The sequence below is a fragment of the Actinocrispum sp. NPDC049592 genome, assembly GCF_040675465.1.
Classification (GTDB): domain Bacteria; phylum Actinomycetota; class Actinomycetes; order Mycobacteriales; family Pseudonocardiaceae; genus Kibdelosporangium.
The window spans coordinates 174,220-195,550 of record NZ_JBFAPA010000009.1 but is presented as its reverse complement, the minus strand read 5'-3'; the positions used below and the strand labels follow the sequence as shown (position 1 = coordinate 195,550).

Annotated in this window: 20 protein-coding genes; 10 read left to right on the top strand and 10 right to left on the bottom strand. The window is 70.0% G+C overall.

What is annotated here, in order from left to right:
• The first annotated feature begins 9 nt into the window (after positions 1-9).
• From AB0J95_RS23845 to AB0J95_RS23830, 4 genes are all read left to right on the top strand, one after another.
• Complete coding sequence (locus AB0J95_RS23845) at positions 10-957, top strand: ATP-binding cassette domain-containing protein (protein ID WP_364761601.1); 948 nt, start codon at positions 10-12, stop codon at positions 955-957.
• Positions 954-1,775 carry an ABC transporter permease gene (locus tag AB0J95_RS23840; RefSeq protein WP_364761599.1) on the top strand — a complete coding sequence of 274 codons (822 nt, stop codon included), beginning with the start codon at positions 954-956 and terminating at the stop codon, positions 1,773-1,775. The genes AB0J95_RS23845 and AB0J95_RS23840 overlap by 4 nt, the downstream gene beginning before the upstream one ends.
• A gap of 63 nt (positions 1,776-1,838) precedes the next feature.
• Entirely contained in the window at positions 1,839-3,101 is a 1,263-nt protein-coding gene (locus AB0J95_RS23835) for a Gfo/Idh/MocA family oxidoreductase (RefSeq protein WP_364761597.1), read from the top strand.
• Between the two features lie 73 nt (positions 3,102-3,174).
• On the top strand, positions 3,175-3,708 hold the full coding sequence (locus AB0J95_RS23830; protein WP_364761595.1) for a hypothetical protein: 534 nt from the start codon (positions 3,175-3,177) through the stop codon (positions 3,706-3,708).
• A gap of 46 nt (positions 3,709-3,754) precedes the next feature.
• Here AB0J95_RS23830 and AB0J95_RS23825 read toward each other — a convergent pair whose 3' ends face one another.
• From AB0J95_RS23825 to AB0J95_RS23805, 5 genes are all read right to left on the bottom strand, one after another.
• Complete coding sequence (locus AB0J95_RS23825) at positions 3,755-4,939, bottom strand: sialidase family protein (RefSeq protein ID WP_364761593.1); 1,185 nt, start codon at positions 4,937-4,939, stop codon at positions 3,755-3,757.
• Entirely contained in the window at positions 4,926-5,429 is a 504-nt protein-coding gene (locus AB0J95_RS23820) for a SigE family RNA polymerase sigma factor (protein ID WP_364761590.1), read from the bottom strand. Before AB0J95_RS23820 ends, AB0J95_RS23825 begins: the two co-directional genes overlap by 14 nt.
• 72 nt (positions 5,430-5,501) lie before the next feature.
• Entirely contained in the window at positions 5,502-6,065 is a 564-nt protein-coding gene (locus tag AB0J95_RS23815; RefSeq protein WP_364761587.1) for a TetR/AcrR family transcriptional regulator, read from the bottom strand.
• A complete protein-coding gene (locus AB0J95_RS23810) occupies positions 6,062-7,987 on the bottom strand; it encodes a YhgE/Pip domain-containing protein (RefSeq protein WP_364761584.1) in 1,926 nt (641 codons plus the stop codon). The genes AB0J95_RS23815 and AB0J95_RS23810 overlap by 4 nt, the downstream gene beginning before the upstream one ends.
• Positions 7,984-8,640 carry an ATP-binding cassette domain-containing protein gene (locus AB0J95_RS23805; RefSeq protein ID WP_364761581.1) on the bottom strand — a complete coding sequence of 219 codons (657 nt, stop codon included), beginning with the start codon at positions 8,638-8,640 and terminating at the stop codon, positions 7,984-7,986. Before AB0J95_RS23805 ends, AB0J95_RS23810 begins: the two co-directional genes overlap by 4 nt.
• 136 nt (positions 8,641-8,776) lie before the next feature.
• Here AB0J95_RS23805 and AB0J95_RS23800 point away from each other — a divergent pair, with 136 nt between their 5' ends.
• Positions 8,777-9,652: a GNAT family N-acetyltransferase gene (locus AB0J95_RS23800; protein ID WP_364761578.1), complete on the top strand. Its 876-nt coding sequence runs from the start codon at positions 8,777-8,779 to the stop codon at positions 9,650-9,652.
• Here AB0J95_RS23800 and AB0J95_RS23795 read toward each other — a convergent pair.
• Positions 9,631-10,692: a helix-turn-helix domain-containing protein gene (locus AB0J95_RS23795; protein ID WP_364761576.1), complete on the bottom strand. Its 1,062-nt coding sequence runs from the start codon at positions 10,690-10,692 to the stop codon at positions 9,631-9,633. The two genes, AB0J95_RS23800 and AB0J95_RS23795, sit on opposite strands and share 22 nt — an antisense overlap.
• Between AB0J95_RS23795 and AB0J95_RS23790 the strand changes: the two genes are divergently transcribed.
• Complete coding sequence (locus AB0J95_RS23790; protein ID WP_364761573.1) at positions 10,691-11,620, top strand: alpha/beta hydrolase; 930 nt, start codon at positions 10,691-10,693, stop codon at positions 11,618-11,620. The two genes, AB0J95_RS23795 and AB0J95_RS23790, sit on opposite strands and share 2 nt — an antisense overlap.
• A complete protein-coding gene (locus AB0J95_RS23785) occupies positions 11,617-12,540 on the top strand; it encodes an alpha/beta hydrolase (protein WP_364761570.1) in 924 nt (307 codons plus the stop codon). Before AB0J95_RS23790 ends, AB0J95_RS23785 begins: the two co-directional genes overlap by 4 nt.
• On the opposite strand, the gene AB0J95_RS23780 is transcribed toward AB0J95_RS23785, so the two are convergent.
• Positions 12,532-13,446, bottom strand: coding sequence for a GNAT family N-acetyltransferase (locus AB0J95_RS23780; protein ID WP_364761567.1), 915 nt, complete (start codon positions 13,444-13,446; stop codon positions 12,532-12,534). The two genes, AB0J95_RS23785 and AB0J95_RS23780, sit on opposite strands and share 9 nt — an antisense overlap.
• Positions 13,443-14,285 carry a class I SAM-dependent methyltransferase gene (locus AB0J95_RS23775; protein WP_364761564.1) on the bottom strand — a complete coding sequence of 281 codons (843 nt, stop codon included), beginning with the start codon at positions 14,283-14,285 and terminating at the stop codon, positions 13,443-13,445. The genes AB0J95_RS23780 and AB0J95_RS23775 overlap by 4 nt, the downstream gene beginning before the upstream one ends.
• Positions 14,286-14,518: 233 nt before the next feature.
• On the opposite strand from AB0J95_RS23775, the gene rpsA reads away from it, so the two are divergent.
• Both rpsA and AB0J95_RS23765 read left to right on the top strand, forming a co-directional pair.
• Complete coding sequence (gene rpsA, locus AB0J95_RS23770; RefSeq protein WP_364761561.1) at positions 14,519-16,012, top strand: 30S ribosomal protein S1; 1,494 nt, start codon at positions 14,519-14,521, stop codon at positions 16,010-16,012.
• A 622-nt stretch (positions 16,013-16,634) separates the two neighbouring features.
• Positions 16,635-17,120, top strand: a complete 486-nt coding sequence (locus tag AB0J95_RS23765) for a hypothetical protein (protein WP_364761558.1) — start codon at positions 16,635-16,637, stop codon at positions 17,118-17,120.
• Here the strand turns inward: AB0J95_RS23765 and AB0J95_RS23760 are convergent.
• Positions 17,107-18,606 carry a sensor domain-containing protein gene (locus tag AB0J95_RS23760; protein ID WP_364761555.1) on the bottom strand — a complete coding sequence of 500 codons (1,500 nt, stop codon included), beginning with the start codon at positions 18,604-18,606 and terminating at the stop codon, positions 17,107-17,109. The two genes, AB0J95_RS23765 and AB0J95_RS23760, sit on opposite strands and share 14 nt — an antisense overlap.
• 89 nt (positions 18,607-18,695) lie before the next feature.
• Here AB0J95_RS23760 and coaE point away from each other — a divergent pair, with 89 nt between their 5' ends.
• Positions 18,696-19,859: a dephospho-CoA kinase gene (gene coaE / locus AB0J95_RS23755; protein WP_364761552.1), complete on the top strand. Its 1,164-nt coding sequence runs from the start codon at positions 18,696-18,698 to the stop codon at positions 19,857-19,859.
• On the opposite strand, the gene AB0J95_RS23750 is transcribed toward coaE, so the two are convergent.
• Entirely contained in the window at positions 19,856-21,325 is a 1,470-nt protein-coding gene (locus AB0J95_RS23750; RefSeq protein WP_364761549.1) for a glycoside hydrolase family 3 protein, read from the bottom strand. The two genes, coaE and AB0J95_RS23750, sit on opposite strands and share 4 nt — an antisense overlap.
• Positions 21,326-21,331 lie beyond the last annotated feature (6 nt).

Below are 21,331 nucleotides of genomic sequence, written 5' to 3'. Positions count from 1 at the left end.
GGGGGATCGATGACCGACGCCGTGTCGGCCCAAGGGCTGCACAAGAGATATGGCGAGACGAAAGCGCTGGACGGGTTCAGCCTGGACGTGCCCGCGGGCACGGTCTGCGGGCTGCTGGGGCCCAACGGCGCTGGCAAGACCACCGCGGTGAAGGCGTTGACCACGTTGATCAGGTTCGACGCCGGGACCGCGACGGTGGCCGGGTTCGACGTGGCGACCCAGGCCGCCGAGGTGCGCTACCGGATCGGGCTGAACAGCCAGGAGCCCGCGCTCGACGAGGTGCTCACCGGCCGGGACAACCTGGTGATGTTCGGCCGGCTGTACCACCTCGGCCTGCGCAACGCCCGTCGCCGGGCGGCCGAGCTGCTGGACCGGTTCGACCTCGCCGCGGCGGCGGACAAACCGCTCAGGACCTACTCCGGCGGCATGCGGCGGCGGCTCGACCTGGCCGCGAGCCTGATCATGGCGCCCGCGGTGCTGTTCCTGGACGAACCGACCACCGGCCTGGACCCGCGCAACCGCAACGAGGTCTGGCTGGCGCTGCGCGAGCTGGTGCGCAACGGCACGACGCTCGTGCTGACCACGCAGTACCTCGACGAGGCCGACCAGCTGGCCGACCGGATCGCGGTGATCGACAGCGGCCGGGTGATCGCGGCCGGCACGCCCGAGCAGCTGAAGTCCCAGGTCGCGGGTGACCACATCGAGGTCGTGCTGCGGTCCGGCCAGGACCTGGCCAAGGCGGTGGAGCTCGTCGCCCGCGCGGCCCTGGGGGTGCCCGCGGTCGACCAGGACACCCGGAGCATCACCTGCGCGGTGTCCGACCGCGTCGCCGCGTTGACCGAGACCGTCGTCGTACTGGCCGACGCGGGCATCGACGTCGAGGACATCCACCTGCGCCGGCCCACCCTCGACGAGGTGTTCCTGCGCCTCACCGGACACAAGGCGGTGGCGGCATGACCACACCCATGATCCCCCGCACTCCCGGCGAACGTTTCCGTTGGGGCGCAGTCGATGCCTGGGTGCTCACGCACAGAACGCTGACCACGTGGACCCGCCAGCCCGCGCAGATCATCGCGGGCCTGTTGTACCCGATCGTGTCGGTGCTGCTGTTCGGGTTCGTCTTCGGCAGCGCCATGTCTGTGGCAGGCGGCGGCGACTACCGCGAGTTCCTGTTACCGGGGATGTTCGGCCAGGCCATGATCTTCGGCATCGGCGCGACCATGACCGCGATCTCCACCGACAAGGCGCGGGGGATCACCAACCGGTTCCGTTCCATGCCGATGTCCCGCTCGGGCGTGGTCCTCGGCCGCAGCCTCGCGGACGTGCTCAACTCCATGATCGACCTGGTCGTGCTGATGACCTGCGGGCTGATCGTGGGCTGGCGGTGGCACAACGGGTTCGGTGACGTGCTGGTGGCCGTGGTTCTGTTGCTGCTGCTGCGGTTCGCCGCCATCTGGGTGGGCATCTACATCGGACTGCTGCTGCCCTCCCCCGAGGCCGGCGCCGCGATCTGGGGCCTGCTGTTCCCCATCACCATGATCGCGAACACCTTCGTCTCGCCCGAGCTGATGCCCGGCTGGCTCGGCACGATCGCCGAGTGGAACCCGTTGTCCGCCACAGTGGGCGCGATCCGTGGGTTGTTCGGCAACCCCGGCCTGCAAGGAACCTCGTTCGCCGCGCAGCACTCCATGCTCCTCGCCGTGCTGTGGCCGTTGGCACTCCTCGCGATCTTCGTGCCGCTGTCCGTGCGCCGCTACCGGCGGCTGAGCCAATAGGAGCTACGCCCCATGCGCCGCCTTCCGCTAGGCTGATGTAAACGTTTACATGAGGAGGCGGCGATGGGGCGCTACGCGGTGGTGGGGACGGGCGCCCGGGCGGAGTTGTATGTGCGGGCGCTGGTGGGTGGGGTGGGTGAGCTGGTGGGGCTGGCGGATGTGAACGGGACGCGGATGGCGGCGCACAACGACCTGATCGCGCGGCTGGGTGGGCAGCGGGTGGCGGAGTACGCGGCGGGGGACTTCCTGCGGATGCTGGACGAGCAGCGGGTCGACACGGTGATCGTCACGACGGTGGACCGGTTTCACGACACGTACATCATCGAGGCGCTGGACGCCGGCCGGGATGTGATCACCGAGAAGCCGATGACGGTGGACGCGCCCAGTTGCGCGAAGATCCTGGAAGCCGTGCACCGCAACGACGGCAGGCTCACGGTCACGTTCAACTACCGCTACAACCCGGTGCACGAGAAGGTCCGCGAACTGCTGCTGCGCGGGGAGATCGGCACCATCGGCTCGGTGCACTTCGAGTGGTTGCTGGACATCCGGCACGGCGCCGACTACTTCCGCCGCTGGCACCGGGACAAGGCAAACTCCGGCGGCCTGATGGTGCACAAGGCCACCCACCACTTCGACCTGCTGAACTGGTGGATCGGCGCCGCCCCCGAGACGGTGTACGCCCAGCAGCGGCTTTTCTTCTACGGCAAGGAGAACGGTGTCCGCCACGGGTACGCCCGGGACTACGAACGAGCCGACCGCGACCCCGCGGCGGCCGCCGACCCGTTCGCCCTCCACCTCGCCGAGGACGCCCGGCTGACCAAGCTGTACCTGGAGGCGGAACACGAGGACGGCTACCACCGCGACCAGAACGTCTTCGGCGACGGAGTGTCCATTGAGGACGACATGGCCGTGCTGATCCGTTACACCAACGGGGCGAACGTGACCTACCACCTGACGGCCTACTCGCCGTGGGAGGGCTACCGGGTGATGTTCAACGGCAGCAAGGGGCGCCTGGAGCTGGAAGTGGTGGAGAACGACCACGTCAGCCTCAACGAGGACAAGGACACCGAGGCCGGGTGGGCGACGCTGACCGTGCACCCGTTCTGGCAGCCGCCGTTCGCGGTTCCCTTGCAGTTCGACCGGTCCGGGCATGGCGGCGCGGACGCCCGGATGCTGCGGGACCTGTTCCGGCCCCGCGAGGATCCGTTGAACCGCAGGGCCGACCACCGCGACGGCGCGCGGTCGTTGCTCACCGGGTTCGCCGCCAACCAGAGCCGCGCCACCGGGGAGCCGGTGCACGTTGCCGACCTGCTCGACCTGCGGTGAAACCGGGCGAAGCCACCCGAACAGTCCAACCGGATGACCTTGCGGAATTGTGACGGCTGGGTAGCCTGAGGCGATGCCGCCACAACGACGTGCGCTTGTCCTGGGCGGAACCGGCATGCTCGCCGGCTGTGTCGAGAGTCTGATCGACGAAGGCTGGCATGTCGTGTCGCCCAGCCGGCACCGCCCCACCCTGTACGACACGATCTGGGTCCAGGCCGACTGGTCCCAGCCGGGCACCCTCGCCGAACGTGCCCAGGCCGCCCTCGGTGGCCCGGCCGATCTGCTCGTCGCGTGGGTCCACAGCAGTTTCCGCGTGCCGGTCCTGCGCGCGGTCAGTCCTTTGCTCGCGGCGAACGCGCCCGTGGTCGAGGTGCACGGCAGCTCGTCCGCCAACCCGGTGTTCGGCTGCCCGGAACCGGTTCTGCCCGATCATCCGACCCAGCAGGTCGTGCTGGGGTTCCTGCGCAACGGCGGCGGCCGCACCCGCTGGCTGACCCACCGCGAGACGGCCGACGGCGTGCTCGCGGCCGTGACCCGCGCCCTCGAAGGCCGCCCGCACGAGGTCCACCAAGTGGGTGAATTCCGCCCCTACACCGCACTCCACTGAGACTCGCCTCGTGAGTGGTTCTGCTCGTTCCAACACGCAAAACCACTCACGAGGGTGGTGGGAGGTCTCCACTCGCGCTGCCGAGGCGGTAGTGCACGGTTGTCTTGTCGGGCTGGAAACTCAGCAAGCCGGCCCGCGTGCGGACCGGCGGTTGCCAAGGCTGGTCCGGCCTTTTCGCGAAGGTCCGGCCGAAGTCGTGGCTGACGATGGATCCGTCGGCGGTCCACAGTGTCAGCGAGCCGTCCGTGCCGACATCGGCCGCGCCTCGTACCCCCATCGGGTGTTCGCCGGACACGGGCTGCCATGTGTGCCCGCCGTCGGTGCTGTACAGGATCGACGACAGTTGTTCGTGGTCGGTGACGATCATGTAGCGCATGCTCCCGGCCGCGGTCACGGTGATCCGCACGCCGGTGGCCAGCACGATGCCGGGCACCGGGATGACCTGCCAGGTCTTGCCCGCGTCGAAGCTGCGGGCCACCAGCGTGTTGCCGGTGACCAGGTCGAGCCCGTACAGCCACCACGTGCCCTCGCTGTCCGGCAGCGGCTGGGCGAGGGTCGGCTGGAACGGCAGGTTCGTCGTCAGCGTGGCGACCTTGCCGGAACCAGGCAACGCGACGACGACGGGTGAGTGCACGCAGTCGGCCCCGGGCACGGTGAACCCGGAGCACTTGATCTCCAGCAGCCCGCCGTCCGGGATCGAGCCGACCGAGCCCTCGGTCGGCAGCCGCGACACCTCCTGCCAGCTCGCGCCCGCGTCCGAGGTGAACAGCCGGGTCGGCGCGTCCGGGAGCAGTTGGACGAGCGCGCTGCGCGGGCCGAGCGCCTGGACGACGCCGAAGTCCCCGGGAACCGTCCGCGGCACCTGGACCGAACGCCAGGTCTGACCGTCCTGTGTGGACGAAAGCTGCCGCGTGCAGTTCTCCCGGCCCGGCCGGTAGACGCCCTCGGGACAGTTCACCCACAACGCGAAACCGTGGGTGGCGTCGAAGAAGTCCACGCTCTTGGGCCCAAGGCCGGGCGGCGGCAACGGAACCGCGGGATCCGAGCGGCCGACCCGCAGCAACGGGATGGCCACCGCGATCACCGCCACGACCACGATCACCACCAGCTGCAGTGTGCGGCGGCTGGACCGGCGGGAGCTGCGGGCGTACACCTCGTCGATGCCCGGCTGGTGCACGGTCTCGCGCAGCCGCGCCCCCAGCGCGGACAGCTTGCCGTCAAGATCGTCCATGTCCCACCTCACTGTGCACGCCGAGGCGCTCGGCCAGTGCGGCCCTGGCCCGCGACAGCCGCGACTTCACCGTGCCCGGGGCGATCCCGAGCACCGCGGCGACCTCGTCGACCGGCAGGTCGGCCAGGTAGAACAGCACGACCACGGCCCGATGGTCGTCGGACAGCCCGCGGATCGCGGCGTGCAGCTCCTGGTGCTCACCGACCCAGTCCGGCGGCGGTACCGGCTGCGGCGGGATCTCCTTGCGCAGCAACCGGTCCAGCGTGGTGCGCCGGCGCCACCGGCGCCGCGCGAGGTTGATGGCCACGGTGTGCAGCCACCCCTCCGGGTTGTCCGCGGCCTGTACCCGGCGGCGCCGGCTGTAGGCGATCGCGAAGGCCTCCTGGGCGATCTCCTCCGCGTCGCTGAGGTTCCCGTTGAACGCGTACGCGGACACCACGACCCGCCGGTAGGCGGTCTGGTAGAGCCTCGCGAACCATTCGTCGGTCACCTTCGCCCCTTCCTCCACAACGATGAGGCACGGGCGAGCAGCCTGGTTCCCACCGTCAGGGATTCTGGACCACTATGACCCCGGGCGCAGTCCTCTGACCAGCATCATCACCGATTCGCGCACCTCGTCGCGGGTGCGTTGCGGCTGGAACACCTGCCAGTCGAGCGCCACCACCAGCAGCGTTCCGAACAGGGCCGCGGAGGCCGTGCCGACCGCGACCGAGGAGGGTAACCGGCCCTCGTCGGCCAGCCGTTGCATGTGCTGCTTGATGATCGACACGATGTCGTCGCGCAGCAGGGTCAACGTGTCGTGCCACTGGCCCGGGGTCCGCCACAGCTCGCTGACCAGCAGCTGCGCGAAGGCGGGGTACTCGGCGAAGAACCCGAAGGCCGCGTCCACCAGCTCCTCGGTGTCCGCCGCGGCCCGCAGCCGGGCGGCGAGCAGGTCCACGCCGTACCGCAGCAGCGCGTCGACCAGGCCGTCCTTGCTGCCGAAGTTGTAGTACACCGTGCCCTTGGCGACGCCGGCCTCGGCCGCGATCTCGTCGACCGTGAGGCCGACCATTCCCTTGCCCGCGGCCAGCTTCAGCGTCGCCTCGAACAACTTCCGTTTGGTCGCCTGCGTACGGGGGCTCACAACACCAGCTCCGGCCTGAGCTTCGAGACGGTCCAGACCTGCTGGCGGCGGGCGGCCAAAGTGGACACTGCCAGGCCACCGGCCAGGTAGGCCGCCAGGACCAGGACATCGGTGCCCACGCTCGCCATCGATCCACCGTAGAGCAGGTGGCGCATGCCGTCGACCACGTATCCCATGGGCAGCGCGGCATGCAGCGGGTAGAGCACGTCCGGCAGGGTCTGCCACGGGAACGTCCCGCCGGCGCTGATCAGCTGCAGGATCAGCAGGACCAGACCGAGGAACTTGCCGACCGCGCCGAAGAACGCGTTGAGCCCGTGCAGGATCGCGGTGAACGTCATGGACGCGAAGACCAGGAACGCGAACGCGGCGACCGGCCGGTGGGCGTCGATCCCGACCACCGTGGTGACCACGCTGAACAGCAGGACCACCTGTGCCAGGCCAAGTCCGGCGGCGGGCAGCCAGCCGCCGATGGCCACCGAGAGCGGCAGCCGGCCGGCCGCCAGCGCCCGCGTCGACAGTGGCTTGATCAGCAGGAACAGCACGAACGCGCCGATCCAGGTGGCCAGGCCGAGGAAGAACGGGGCCAGCCCGGCGCCGTAGCTCCCGGCGCGCACGTCGCCGACGGTGTTGACCGCAACGGGGTTACCGATGGTCTTGGCGGTGGCGTCCCGAGTCTGGTCGTCGGTGTGGGGGATCTGGCCGAGGCCCTGGTTGAGCCCGTCGCGCAGTTGTGCGGAACCGTCGGAAAGCTGACGAGTGCCGTCCGCGAGTTTGCCCGTGCCGTCGACCGCCGTGCGCTCGCCGGAGGCCAACTGGCTTGCGCCGCTGTCGAGTTTGCCCGCGCCGGTGGCGGCTTTGCTGATGCCGTCGGCCAATGCGGGGGAGGCGGCGGCGAGTTGCGATGCGCCGTCGGAGACCTGCTTGGCGCCGTCGGCGAGCTTGTTGAGTTGCTGCGAGGCGGCTTGGACCTTGCCGTTGGCGTCGTCGATCGGCCCGCGTGCCTGGCCGAGCACGGTCATCACGTGCTGCACCTGGTCCTCGGTGAACCCGGCGGCGCGGAGTTTCGCGGCGATGTCACCGTTCAGCTGGTCCAGTCCACCGACGAACTGCCCGGCCACATCGGCGACCTTCTGGCCCGCGGCGGCGACCTGGGCGTCCCCGGCGGCCACCTGAGCGGCGCCGTCGGCCAGCTTGCGGGTCTGCGAGGGCAGGTCCTTCGTCTTGTCCCGCAACGTGTTCAGCCCGGTGCTCAGCTCGTGCGTGCCGGATGCCAGCTGCGAGGCGCCATCGGCGAGCTTGTGCTGGCCGTCGTTGAGCTGCGCGGCCCCGTCCTTGGCCTGACCGGCCCCGTCGGCGAGCTTGGTGGCGCCGTTCGCGGCCTCCTGGGTCTTGGAGAAGATCGTGTTGAAGCCGACCAGGAACTTGTCCGCGGCGGTGGTGCCGACCTCCGAGGCGATCGATTTGCGCACCTCGCCGACCAGCTTGTCGGCGATCGTGCCGACCAGATAGTTGTTGGCGTCGTTGGTGCTCACCGTGATCAGGCCCTGGCGCGGCTTGAAGTCACCGCTGGAGCTCAGCGCCTGCGTGAAGTCGGCCGGGATGGTCATCGAGAACGAGTAGTCGCCGTTGCGCACGCCCTTGTCGGCGTCCTCGGCGCTGACCCGGTGCCACTGGAACGCGCCGGACTCCTCGATCTTGCGGGCGACCTTCTCGCCCGCGTTCTCGGTGTTCGGCGCACCCTGGTCCTGCATGACCAGCGCGGCCGGGATGTTCTCCAGGCGGCTGTAGGGGTCGTGGTTGGCGAACAGGTACAGCGAGCCGTACAGCAACGGCACGAGGACGAGGGCGATCACGGCCAGCTTCGGCAGCTTGCCTGCGGTGATGCGGCGAAGTTCGTTGCGGGCCAGGCGAAGGGCGGTCATTGGGGGTCTCCGGCTTGCAGGAGGAGCGGGCTCGGCTGGTCGGTGTGGCCGAGCCGGGCGGCGGGAGTGGGCAGGGCGTACGTGGTCGCGGGCGCGCACAGCACGACGACGGCGAGACCACGTTCGGCTTGGCGCATCGCGAGCGGCCACCAGGAGGTGGGGTCGCTGGTGTGCCGGTCGGGTTCGGTGATCATCAGCGCCCGGACGCCCGGGCGGGCGGCGGCGGCCTCGACCAGCAGCCGGGTGCGCACCTCCGGCGGCACGTTCTCCACGCGCTCACGGGCATAGCTGGCGGCGTCCTGAGCGGTGAGCCAGTCTTGGACGGACTTGCGCGAGGCGCGCTGGCGGGCGTGCGACAGCTCCTCGCCGATGGCGTCCCGCAGCCGCAGGCCGTCCTCCGGCTCGTTCACGTCCGGCGTGTCCACCAGGGCGACGTGCTTGCGCAATGCGGCCGCGTCGGTGCGGCCGTCCAGGGTGACCTCGCCGTGGCTGGGCCGGATCCGCCCGGCCAGCGCGAGGGCGAGCGAGGTGTGGCCGGCGCCGGGCTCCCCGGTGACGACCGCCAGCTCCCCGCCACGGACCCGCAGCGACGTGGGCTGCAGCAACGGGCCGTGCGGGCCGTTCACCCCGACACGTTCGGCTCGGATCTCCACCGCCAGGCCTTCTCTCCTGAACTTGAACTGACTGGTCAGTACAAATACTGCGCCTGACCAGCATCGACCGCAAGTCGAGACGGTGTGATGCTGAGCGCACGAAAACCCGGTTGCCTCGCTCGGGCACGATCATGTCGTGCAGATCGCCACGATTTCCCTGGACCAGGCGCTGCCCGTGCTGCGGGAGTACTACGACGACATCGTCAGCCGGTACTGGGGCAGGCCGGCGACCTCAGCGGAGGTCGACCAGGTCCTGGTCGACGAACCCAGCGACGACCTGCTGATGTTCCTCGCCCGCGAGGACGACAAGGTGCTCGGCTGCATCGGCCTGCGGCTGACTGAGCCGCCGTTCGCCGAGGTCAAGCGCGTGTACGTGGTGCCAGCGGCCCGTGGCCGGGGTGTTGGGCGGGCGATGATGGCGTTCGTCGAGGACGTGGCGCTGGCGCACGGCGCCGTCACCATGCGGCTGGACGTGCGGGACGACCTGGTCGAGGCCCGGGCCCTGTACGCGGCCTGCGGGTACGTCGACGTGGAGCCGTTCAACGACGACGCCTATGTGGGGCGCTGGCTGGCCAAGGACCTCGTGCACATCACTCCGGTCGCGTCCGACGACCCTCGGCTGACCGGGTTGATCGCTGCGCTCGACCGGGACCTGTGGGACCGCTACAACAACGAGGACCTGGGCCCGTCGCCGACCTCGCCCGACGTCCGGTTCCTGCTGGCCTGCCGTGGGGTCACGCCGATCGGGTGCGCCGCGATCCAACCGCGCGGCGAGGACGTGGAGTTGAAGCGGATGTTCGTGACACCGGAGGCGCGGGGGACCGGCATCGCGCCACGGCTGGTCGACGCGGCGGTGGCGTTGGCCGGAGACGCGCGGGTGATCTTGGAGACCGGGGTGCGGCAGCCCGAGGCGATCCGGCTGTACGAGAAGTGCGGGTTCACCCGGATCCCGAACTACCCGCCGTACGACCAGGATCCGCTGTCGGTCTGCTACGCGCTGTCCCGGAGTTGACGCAGTACCAAGGCAAGCCGCAGCCGGAACCGGCCATCCGGCGTGTCCAGCGGGAACCCCAGCGTCTCCTCGGCGTGCGCCAGACGCGCGGCGAGGCTGCTGTGGTGGCGGTGGATCGTTGACGCCGCTTGGCGGATCGAGCTGGTCGCACTGACCGCGGTCAGGATCACCAGCAGCTGCGGGTCTTCGGCGAGCCGGTCCAACGCCCGCACGTCCTGGTGCTTGGCGATCTCCGCGGCGGGCAGGGCGGCCAGCATCACCTGGACGCCCAGATCCTCGTAGCGGACCGGCGTTTCGGTGGTCGCGAACCTCAGTGCGGTCCGCGCCTGGCGCCACGCCTCGGGCGCCTCGATCGCGGGGACCACCGAGCTGACTCCGGTTTTTCCTTGCTGTCCGGTGATTTCCTCACCCGGGACCAGGACTGCGTGCAGTTCACCGAGCGGCGCGGTCAGGCCCGCCGGGGTGCCGTCGACCGCGAGAACGCGGATCTTGGTGGTGGGCTTGAGTTCCAGCAGATGCAGGGCCCGCGAGCGGTCGGCTTCGCCCGCGCTGCTGCTGAGCGCGAGCTCGACCAGTGCGGGATCACCCAGCGAGGGCAACGGAAGACGGGCGTGGTCGAGCAGCACCGCGACCGCGATGGCGAACCGTTCGAGCAGCATCTCGTCCAGCGGCAACGGCTTGCCGTCCCGGCAGAGCCAGACCACCGTGCCGTCCTCGAGTTCCCGCTGGGCGGCCATCGCCGGGACCGCGCCGCCGACGGTGATTCCCCGTGCCGCCGAACGGATCCCGACCGGGCACTCGGCCAGCTGGCGCGTCGCCTGCGCGACCGTGTCCAGGCTCGCCCGGTTGGCGATCAGGCGGTCGAAGAAGCCGATCACGCGCACCGCGTTCTCCGCGTCGGCATCCAACGCGGACAACCGCAGCAGCAGGCCCTCCATCCTGCGAGCGTACCCGGCCAGCCAGTTGGCGGGGCGGTCCGGCGCAATGGCCGACACCTGGCTGTTGAGCCATTCCGAGCCGGTGGCGCAGGCTGGTGACATGACCTACGCGATCGATCCGGAGCTGCGTCCCTGGCTGGACATGCTGCCCGCAGGCGACCTCAACACCTACGAGGATCTGGTGCGCGCCCGAGCGGAACGCGCGTCGATGGAGTTCCCCGTCTACACCCCCGAGCACGAGTTGGCCGTGCGAGACACGATGGCCGGCGACGTACCCGTCCGGATCTACTCGCGCGCCGGCCGCGACGAGCCGCGACCGGGGTTCGTCCACATCCACGGCGGCGGCTTTGTCATGGGCACGATCGACTGGAGCGACGCGGCCTGCATGGAACGCGCGGACAAGCTCGACATCGTCGTGGTGTCCGTCGACTACCGCTTGGCGCCGGAACATCCGTACCCCATTCCGGTAGAAGACTGCTACGCCGCGTTGACCTGGACGGCATCGAACGCCGCCGAACTGGGCATCGATCCTGACCGGTTGGGTGTCGGCGGGGACAGCGCGGGCGGCGGGCTGACCGCGGGGACCGTGCTGCTGGCCCGCGACCGCGGCGGCCCCGCGATCTCCTTCCAGTACCTGGGCATCCCCGAGCTGGACGACCGGCTGGACACCCCGTCGATGACCGAGTTCGTCGACACTCCACTGTGGAACCGGCCACGGGCGGTCTTCAGCTGGGAGTCCTACCTCGGCGACCTCAAACCCGGCGGCGAGGACGTCCCGGTCTACGCGGCTCCTTCGCGGGCCACGGACTTGTCCGGTCTCCCACCGGCGGTGGTGACCGCGTGTCAGTTCGATCCGTTGCGGGACGAGGACATCATCTACGCGCAGCGCCTCATGCAGGCCGGCGTTCTGGTTGAGCTCCGGCACTATCCGGGCACGTTCCACGGCTGCGGGATGATCCGCGAAGCCGGCGTGGTCAAGCGGATGAACGCCGACTACCTGGAGGATCTGCGGAGAGGCCTGAAGGCATGACGTACGCGATCGACCCCGAGTTACTGCCCTGGCTGGACATGCTGCCGGAGATCAAGGTCGGCAGCTACGAGGACCTGCTCAGGATGCGGGCCATGCGGGACGCCATCAAGATCCCGCCCTATGTCGCGGAGAACGCGCTGGACGTCCGCGATGTCATGGCCGGTGAGGTGCCCGTGCGGGTGTACTCGCGGGCTTCGCGCAGCGAGCCGCGGCCCGGGCTGCTGTACATCCACGGCGGCGGGTTCGTTGTCGGGGACGTCGAGATGTTCGACCCGAGCTGCCGCAAGATCACGGACTCGTTGGATGTCGTCGTGGTGTCGGTCGGCTACCGGCTGGCGCCGGAGCATCCCTACCCGGTTCCGTTGGAGGACTGCTACACGGCGTTGAAGTGGACCGCCGAGAACGCCGCCGAACTGGGTATCGATCTCACCCGGCTGGGTGTCGCGGGGGAGAGCGCGGGCGGTGGGCTGGCCGCGGGACTCGCACTGCTGGCGCGCGATCGCGGCGGGCCGCAGCTGTGCTTCCAGTACCTCGGCGTGCCCGAGATCGACGACCGCCTGACGACCCCGTCGATGACCCAGTACGTGGACACTCCACTGTGGAATCGCCCGAGCGCCGTCTACAGCTGGCAGGCCTACCTCGGTGACATCAAGCCCGACGAGGTGCCGATCTACGCGGCACCGGCCCGCGCCGAGGACCTGTCGGGCCTACCGCCCGCGGTGGTGACCGCGTGTCAGTTCGATCCGTTGCGGGACGAGGACATCACGTACGCGCACCGGTTGATGCAGGCCGGGGTTCTCGTGGAGCTGCGGCACTATCCCGGCACGTTCCACGGCTGCGCGATCGTCGCCGGGGCGACCATCACCCAGCGGATGACCGACGACAACCTCGAGGACCTCCGCCGAGGGCTGTCAGCGTAGCGCCCCGGCGGGGCGGATCTCCCAGATCGTCCACAGTGGACGATAGCCCTGCCGGGCCCAGAACACCGTCGAGAGCGGGTTCGGCGGGTTGTAGTAGAGGAAGGTGTTGACGGCTCCGTCGGCCGCGAGTTCCCGGTGCACCACGGACATCAGCTCGCGGCCGACGCCCTCACCACGAGCGTCGGGAGCCACCGACAGGCTGTTGACGTAACCCCAGTGGCCGTGGCGCATGCGGGTCTCGCTCCAGCTGCCCGCGGCCGAGTCGCTGAACCAGCACTCCGCCAGGCCGACCGCGATCCCGTCCCGTTCGGCCAGGAACACCGGGTCGCCCTGGGTGATGTGCCTGGTCAGGGCGGTGCGTTTGATCTCGCGCGCGCCCGGGCGTAAGACACTGCCGCCGACCTGCGCCGAGTACTCCAGTTCGGCCATCGCCAGCGGCAGCGCCACCGCGATGTCCTTGGGCCGGGCCCGCCGTACGCGGACGTTGCCGGGCGACGGCAGCAGGGCGCCGCCGGTGCGGATGGCCAAAGTGGACAGCGGGACCATGCCGTGCGCGAGGAACGCCCTCGTCGCGGCGGCGTCCCGGGACGGCCAGGTGACCAGGCAGGCCGAGTCCGCGCCGGGCGCGCGGCGGCCCATCATCGTCGACCACTGGGCGAGCAGCTCGGTCATGCCGTTCGCCCCGATCATCGGGTGCAGCTCCCACACCTGCAGCGCCGACCACAGGCTCGTCGTGGAGTCCGGGGCGACGCTGGTGGTGGTGAGGATGCCCGCGACGCGTTCACCGGTCGGCAGGGCCGCGGTGATCACGTCCCCGTCCGGCGGCCGCACCGCCGCGGGCAGCTGCGGGTCCAGCTCGGCGAACCACGCGCTCTTGGCGTCGACGAGCCCGTCGGTGAAGCTCACCCGGCCCTCCGGCAGCAGAAGATCGCGGTGCCGGGGAACAGCTCGCCGCGCAGCGGGCTCCACTGGCCCCACTCGCGGGTGTAGCCCTCCGGCCACTCCGGCTCGATCAGGTCGTCCAGCAGGAACCCGGCGCCCCTCAGCGCGCGCACGTAGTCGCCCATGGTGCGGTGGTGCTCGACGTAGGTCGCCCGGCCATCGGCGTCCACCTCCAGATAAGGGGTGCGGTCGAAGTACGAGGTGATCACGGTCAGGCCGTCCGCTCCCGGGTCGTCCGGGAAGATCCACCTGATCGGGTGAGTCACGGCGAACACCCACCGGCCGCCCGGCCGCAGCACCCGGGCCACCTCGGCGAAGACGGGCCGCACGTCCGCGACGAACGGCACCGCGCCGAACGCGGAGCACGCGCTGTCGAACCTGCCGTCGGCGAAGGGCAGGTATTCGGCGTTCGCGCGGATCAGCGGGACAGTGATCCCGGTCACATCGTTGAGCCGGGCCGCGTGCCGCAGCATCCCGGCCGAGAGATCGAGAGCGACCGCCCGCGCACCCTGTGTGACCAGCCATCTCGCGCACGGCGCCGACCCGCAGCCGATCTCCAGCACGTCTCTGTCCGTGACGTCGCCGAGCAGCTCGAGATCACGTTCCCGCAGGCCCTCGGGGCACCAGAGGAAGTCCGCGTCACCCAGCGTGGGACCGTGGTCGGCGAGGTAGTCGTCCGCGTCGGCGTCCCACCAAGCGATGTTCGCGGCCACCGACTCGTGCGCGCCGACCCTTCGCCGCGCCGGACCCACCGTCCCGAGGGTAGTTTGGGCGCCGGCGTACCGGTCGTTGTCGCTGTCCACGCTTGCTCCTTCTGGGCATCCGGTTTGCCCCACGTTCGCGCGGGCGCGTACGATACCGCCCGCGCGGTGAATTTCGCGCTGCCTGCGGTTCAGGTCAGGGAATCTGGGAATCGGGTTGCGCGTCTCGGTGTTGAACCCTGTGCATGGTTACTTACGACAGGGCGCACGCCACACCGCCGCGCGCACGAACCGCACACCCAACGACCCCAATCCGTACCGGAGCAACCCACCTAATGTCCACCGACACCACCATTGTCCCGGCTTCCAGCGCGCCGAAGCAGCAGGTCGCGATTAACGACGTCGGGACGGCGGAGGACTTCCTCGCCGCGATCGACGCGACGATCAAGTACTTCAACGACGGCGATATCGTCGAAGGCGTCATCGTCAAGGTCGACCGTGACGAGGTTCTTCTCGACATCGGTTACAAGACCGAGGGTGTCATCCCCTCGCGCGAACTCTCGATCAAGCACGACGTCGACCCCAACGAGGTCGTCAAGGTCGGCGACGAGGTCGAGGCCCTGGTCCTCCAGAAGGAGGACAAGGAAGGTCGCCTGATCCTGTCCAAGAAGCGTGCGCAGTACGAGCGCGCGTGGGGCACGATCGAGGGGCTCAAGGAGGCGGACGAGCCCGTCAAGGGCACCGTCATCGAGGTGGTCAAGGGTGGCCTGATCCTGGACATCGGCCTGCGCGGCTTCCTGCCCGCGTCCCTCGTCGAGATGCGCCGGGTCCGCGACCTGCAGCCGTACGTCGGCCGCGAGCTCGAGGCCAAGATCATCGAGCTGGACAAGAACCGCAACAACGTGGTCCTGTCCCGCCGCGCCTGGCTGGAGCAGACCCAGTCCGAGGTCCGCACCGAGTTCCTCAACCTGCTGCAGAAGGGCCAGGTCCGCAAGGGCGTCGTGTCCTCGATCGTCAACTTCGGTGCCTTCGTGGACCTGGGTGGCGTCGACGGCCTGGTGCACGTCTCGGAGCTGTCCTGGAAGCACATCGACCACCCCTCCGAGGTCGTCGAGGTCGGCCAGGAGGTCACCGTCGAGGTCCTGTCGGTCGAGATGGACCGCGAGCGCGTCTCCCTGTCGCTGAAGGCGACGCAGGAGGACCCGTGGCGCCAGTTCGCCCGGACCCACGCGATCGGCCAGATCGTCCCGGGCAAGGTCACCAAGCTCGTTCCGTTCGGCGCGTTCGTGCGTGTCGACGAGGGCATCGAGGGCCTGGTGCACATCTCCGAGCTGGCCGAGCGCCACGTGGAGATCCCCGAGCAGGTCGTGCAGGTCGGCAACGACGTCATGGTCAAGGTCATCGACATCGACCTGGAGCGCCGCCGGATCTCGCTGTCGCTCAAGCAGGCGAACGAGGGCTTCACGCCGGACTCCGAGTTCGACCCGACCCAGTACGGCATGGCGGCCGAGTACGACGCCGAGGGGAACTACATCTACCCCGAGGGCTTCGACCCCACCACCGAGGAGTGGCAGGAAGGCTTCGACAAGCAGCGTGAGGAGTGGGAGCGCCAGTACGCCGAGGCGCACGCCCGCTACGAGCAGCACATGTCGCAGATCCGCAAGGCCGCCGAGGCCGACGCGGCCGCCGCGACCGAGGGCGACGGCGCCACCGGCACCGGCGACCAGAGCTACTCCGCCGGCGCGGACACCCAGGCGAAGAGTGGCGGCACCCTCGCCAGCGACGAGCAGTTGGCGGCGCTCCGCGAGAAGCTGTCCGGCGGCGTCTGAGACCCAGCCGAAAGCTGAATAGCCAGAGCCGACGAGGCCCCCGTGCAGTGCGCGGGGGCCTCGTGCTGTGCGGTGGTTTGCTGCTGGGCGGCTGGCAGGTCTGCGACCTGCCCCGCCGGAGAGCTTGCGGTGTGGTGAGCACTGAGCGCGGTTTGGTTTTACATGGGTGGCGGCGGCCCTAAGCTCGCCGCGCCCCAACCCACCAAGCCCCTGTAGCCCACGCCGTGGAGCCGCGCCACCCGCGCTCACGCCTCCCAAACCCAACCCACCCAGCCACCTGGCCCGCCCCAGCGCCGAACCCCGCGCCTCACCCCACCGGCCCACCAAACCTGCACCTCAACACCCCAACGGCCACCCCCATCCAGCCCCGCCCCACCATGACCTCCACTACTCCACCCTGATGAACGCCTGCTCAGCGACGCCGTCACGTTGTCTGTTCGTTACTTTTTCGGGGATTGCTGTGACGTTCACCCGACCAGGGGACTACGGTCTTGACCTTGTGAGTGCTAAGGCATGGACACGCAGCGCAGTGGTCGCGGTGTTGATCGCCGGGGTTGGGGGGTGCGCGGCGAAGGAACAGTCACCGCTTGTGGTGCCGGTGCCGTCGTTCACCCCGTCGAAGGTGAGTTCGACGCCGGCGCGGATCGTCGGCGCGTTGCCGACGGGGTGCGGCAAGATCGCGACGCCGGAGGAGATCCAGGACGCGGTCGGGAAGGCGATGAGCGCGGGCTCGAAGCTGGTGCAGGGCGCGCCGGACCCGAAGATCGGCCGCACCGCGCGGATCGACTGCTACTACGGTCTCGCGGACGGCCAGGAGATCGCCGACGCCCAGGTGACGGTGGGCCTGGCCAGCTACTCGGACGCGACCGCGGCGGCCAAGCGGGTGGAGAGCACGGTCCAGTCCGAAAAGGACGCGGGCGCGAAGGTCAGTGAGGTGGCGGTCGGCGGGGACAAGGGCACCCTGCTGGTCGGCAAGAAGGTGGCCACGCTGGTGGCGACCTACCAGGCCACGACGGTCGTCGTGATCGCGCAGCTGGAGCTCGTCCAGGCCAACCAGGCGCCCTCGATCCTGGGCAGGATCGCCGACCGCGCGCTCAGCCCGCGCTGAGCGTCATCCGCACGGTCCGGCCGGCCCCGAACGACACGCTCACCGTTCCGTCGAACGCCCCGAGCCGGCGCGAGATCCCCGGGAACGAAGACCCACGCCCCGAGTCGCGCACGGTCATCGCCAGAACGTCCCCGGACAGCACGACGGACACCGAAACAGGCGTCACAGCCTGCCCCAGCGCCTCGCTAACGGCGAAGTAGGCCGCGGACTCCACCGGCGGATCCAGCCGCCGGGGCACGGACACCTCGAACGCCACGCCGAGGTCCAGCGCGAGCGCCCGCACCGCGTCCCCGAGTCCCCGCTCGGCGAGCACCGGCGGATGGATCCCGCGCACCAGTTGGCGCAACTCCACCAAGGCCCGCGCGGAAGTGTCCCGCACCTTGGCGAGCAACGTCTTCGCCGCGGCCGGGTCCGAGTCGATCAACCGTTCCACCGCGCCGAGGTCCACGCCCATCGACATCAGCTGCGCCTGTGCCCCGTCGTGCAGGTCCCGCTCGATCCGCCGCAACTCGGCCGCCTGCACATCGGTCACGGCCGCACGGCTGGAGGTCAGCTCCGCCACCCGCAGAGTCAGCTGAGCCCGCCGCATAGGCGACAACAGCACACGCGCCCAACGCGCGTTCCAGCCTGCGCAGGCGGGCGAGATGCGGAACGTCAGCCACATCAACACCGGCACCATGACCACGGCCAGCCACGTCGACCCAGCGAACTGCCCGTACCACCCGTTGCCCCAGTCCTCGGAAGTCGCCAGCTGAAAGGGAAAGGGCACCAGCAACCCCCAGGACGCGTAGATCATCACCGCGCAGGGCACGACCACCAGCAGCGTCCCCGCAACGCCGTCCACCGCGAGGAACGCCAAATCCCGCCAAGTAGCCCGATCCCGCCACACCGGCCCCACATAAGGCCGCGCAATCGGCGCATCCGACCACTTCCCGGCCAGGAACCGCCGCAACCGCACCAGTTGCCGCCCCAAACGCGGCGAAACGACGTACAGCAACACACCCAGCGGACTCAACAAGGACAGCCCGAAGTAAGCCATGCACCGCGCGAACGGATCCAGCCGCCGGTTCACGCCCGCCGGAGTGGAAAGCCGCGGCGGCCGGAGCAGGAACCGTGACCACCGCGCGTGCAGCGGGAACACGACGAGCCCGAGTGGGTCGAGCGCCAGGAACAGCAGATCCCGCCAGGTGGCCCGGTCCTCGATCATCCACTCCAGCCGCGACCAGCCAATGGGTTTCTTGTACAACCGGTCGCCGTACCTATACAGCCCGTCCTCGTCGGGTTCCGGCTCCGGCGGGATGGGCTGGTAGGGCAGCGGGATCCCCGCGAGCTGACGCCGCCGCATAGCCACCCACCGGCCCGCCCTGACCGCCCACGGGACGACGAACACCAGACCCCACAGCATGGCCATCAGCGCCACAACATGCCCCACCGCGACCAGCAGGCCCAACAGCGAGAGGGCGACGGTCTGGAGGGCGCGGAGCATGGGGTCAGTCTGACCGAATCGTCCCGCCCGGCACATTGCCGTTAAGGCCAACCCGGTGGGTGGGGCTAGGCCTACCTAGGATCAAGAGCATGTTGCGCGTGGGGCTCACCGGCGGGATCGGATCGGGCAAGTCGACAGTGGCCGGGCGGCTGGCCGAGCACGGGGCCGTGCTGATCGACGCGGACCGGCTGGCCCGTGAGGTGGTCGAGCCGGGCACACCGGGCCTGGCCGCGCTGGCGACCGAGTTCGGCCCGGAGATCCTGGCCGCGGACGGCTCGCTGGACCGCCCGAAACTGGCGTCGGTGGTGTTCAACGACCCGGCCAAGCGAGCCCGGCTGGACGCGATCGTGCACCCGCTGATCGGCACCCGGACCGCGGAGATGCTCGCCCAAGCGGCGCCGGACGCGGTCGTCGTGCACGATGTCCCGTTGCTCGTCGAGAAGAACTACGCGCCGATGTACCACCTCGTGGTGATCGTGGACGCGGACATCGAGGACCGCGTGCACCGCCTGACCGTCACGCGGGGCATGCCCGAGGATGACGCGCGCGCCCGGATCGCCGCCCAGGCGACCACCGAGCAGCGACGCGCGGTCGCGGATGTCTGGCTGGACAACAGCGGCACGCCCGACCAGATCCTCGCGATCGCCGACGCGTTGTGGGCGGACCGCTTGGTGCCGTTCGAGGCCAACGTCCGCCTCCGGCGCGCGCCCAAGTACGGCAACGCCCGCCTCTACGACCCGAACCCGGAGTGGCCCGCGCAGGCGCAACGCCTGGCCGGCCGGATCGCGTTGGCCACCAACGGCCTGCGGGTCGACCACATCGGCTCGACCGCGGTCCCGGACCTGCCCGCCAAGGACATCATCGACCTCCAGCTGACAGTGTCCTCTTTGGACCAGGCCGACGAGCTCGCCGAGCCGTTGGCCGCCGCCGGTTTCCCCGTGCGGCAAGGAAATACCGGCGATCGCGGCGAGGAGACCAAGCGGTTCCACAACTCCGCGGACCCGGGCCGGCTGGCGAACCTGCACGTCCGCGTCGAAGGGTCGCGCGACTGGCGGCACGCCTTGCTGTTCCGCGACTGGCTGCGCGCCGACGAGAACGAACGCGCGGACTACCTCGACCTGAAACGCACCCTGGCCGCCAAGTTCGCCTCCGGCGAGCACCTCGAGGACTACGCGAGCGCGAAGAACGTCTGGTTCGACGCCGCCCTCAACCGTGCGGAGGCCTGGGCGGCGTCGACCGGATGGGCGCCCTAGGGGTGCCCGCTCACCAACGTCTCGGTCAAGGCGAGCTGCTCCGCGGCGGCCATCAAACTCACCCGTGACCCGCTGAACGTGTCGATCCGGGCCTTGTCGCCGAGGTCGGGCCCCGGGGCCCCGGTCTCGACGTGGATGTAGTCCAGCTCGTCCAGCGACTCCAGCAACGCGCGCACGGCCGGGTGGCGGTGTGCCTCCCGGGTCACCACGACGACCTTCGAGAACTCCTTGGCAGCGGCCAGGATCTCGTCACGGTCGGCCGGGCCCACGCGCATCGCCTTGGTACCGGGGACAAGCGAGCTCAGGTGCGGGCCGAGGCCCCACGGCACCTTGCCGGCCGCGATGCTCGGGTCGGTCAGCACGTCGAGCACGAGCGGCGGGCCGTCCAGCCGCGGTTCGCCGATGACCCGCAACGCCTTGCGTGCCGCGGTGAGCCCGAGTTCCAGGTCCACCGGGACGATCGGCGTGCTCACCGGCGGCGTCCGCAGCGCGGAGGTCCGCTCGGCGGCTTCCGCGAGCCGCGCCTCCGGCAGCTCACCGGATCGCACGGCGTCCACGATCGCGCTGGTGATGGCGTCCAACAGATCCGGCTCGAACGCCTGCCCGCCGATGCACAGCGCGTCCGCGCCCGCGATCAACGACTTCACCGCCGCGGCGGGGATTCCGGCGTTGTTGCCGAACCCGCCGACCACACCGGCCATGTCGAGCGCGTCGGTGATGATCGCGCCGGTGAAGCCCAGCTCGCCGCGGAGGATCTCCTGCAGCGCCTTGGCGTTCAGCGTCGCCGGCTCCGGACCCCAAGGCGGCACGACGAGATGCCCACTCATGATCACCCGGACACCGGCCCGGATGGCCGCCTGGAACGGGACCAGCTCGATCGACCGGATCTCCTCCTCGGTGCGCGGCAGCGTGGGGAGGCTCTTGTGCGAGTCCTCTGTGGCCGCTCCGTGACCCGGGAAGTGCTTGGCGCAGGCGGCGACGCCGAACTTCTGGATCCCGGTGATGTACGCGGCGACCTGCTCGGCGACGCCCTGCGGCTCGGAGCCGAACGCCCGCACACCGATGATCGGGTCCTCCGGCGTGAGCGTCAGATCCGCGCAGGGCGCCAGATCCAGCGTCACGCCGCACGCGGCCAGCCGCTCGCCCAAGGCGGCGGCCACGTTCTGGGTCAGCTCGACGTCGCCGGCCGCGCCGAGCGCGAGCGGGCCGGGCACGAACGAGCCGGTGGCGACGTCCAGCCGCGTGACGTCGCCGCCCTCCTCGTCGATGCCGATGACCACGTCCTGCCGCTCGGCCCGCAGCTGACCGGTCAGCTCGGCCACCTGCGCGTCGTCGACCACGTTGCGGCCGAACAGGATCGCGCCGCCGAGCCCCTCGCCGATCCGGCGCCGTAACCACTCGGGAGCGGTCGTACCGCCGAACCCGGGGAGCTGAACCGACTCGGCGAGTTGTTCCAACCAGGACAAAGTGTG

Excerpts from the sequence above, each read along its gene's own strand:
- AB0J95_RS23845 (WP_364761601.1), top strand. The coding sequence starts at position 10 with ATGACCGACGCCGTGTCGGCCCAAGGGCTGCACAAGAGATATGGCGAG.
- AB0J95_RS23840 (WP_364761599.1), top strand. The coding sequence starts at position 954 with ATGACCACACCCATGATCCCCCGCACTCCCGGCGAACGTTTCCGTTGG.
- AB0J95_RS23835 (WP_364761597.1), top strand. The coding sequence starts at position 1,839 with ATGGGGCGCTACGCGGTGGTGGGGACGGGCGCCCGGGCGGAGTTGTAT.
- AB0J95_RS23830 (WP_364761595.1), top strand. The coding sequence starts at position 3,175 with ATGCCGCCACAACGACGTGCGCTTGTCCTGGGCGGAACCGGCATGCTC.
- AB0J95_RS23825 (WP_364761593.1), bottom strand. The coding sequence starts at position 4,939 with ATGGACGATCTTGACGGCAAGCTGTCCGCGCTGGGGGCGCGGCTGCGC.
- AB0J95_RS23810 (WP_364761584.1), bottom strand. The coding sequence starts at position 7,987 with ATGACCGCCCTTCGCCTGGCCCGCAACGAACTTCGCCGCATCACCGCA.
- AB0J95_RS23790 (WP_364761573.1), top strand. The coding sequence starts at position 10,691 with ATGACCTACGCGATCGATCCGGAGCTGCGTCCCTGGCTGGACATGCTG.
- AB0J95_RS23795 (WP_364761576.1), bottom strand. The coding sequence starts at position 10,692 with ATGTCACCAGCCTGCGCCACCGGCTCGGAATGGCTCAACAGCCAGGTG.
- AB0J95_RS23785 (WP_364761570.1), top strand. The coding sequence starts at position 11,617 with ATGACGTACGCGATCGACCCCGAGTTACTGCCCTGGCTGGACATGCTG.
- rpsA (WP_364761561.1), top strand. The coding sequence starts at position 14,519 with ATGTCCACCGACACCACCATTGTCCCGGCTTCCAGCGCGCCGAAGCAG.
- AB0J95_RS23760 (WP_364761555.1), bottom strand. The coding sequence starts at position 18,606 with ATGCTCCGCGCCCTCCAGACCGTCGCCCTCTCGCTGTTGGGCCTGCTG.
- coaE (WP_364761552.1), top strand. The coding sequence starts at position 18,696 with ATGTTGCGCGTGGGGCTCACCGGCGGGATCGGATCGGGCAAGTCGACA.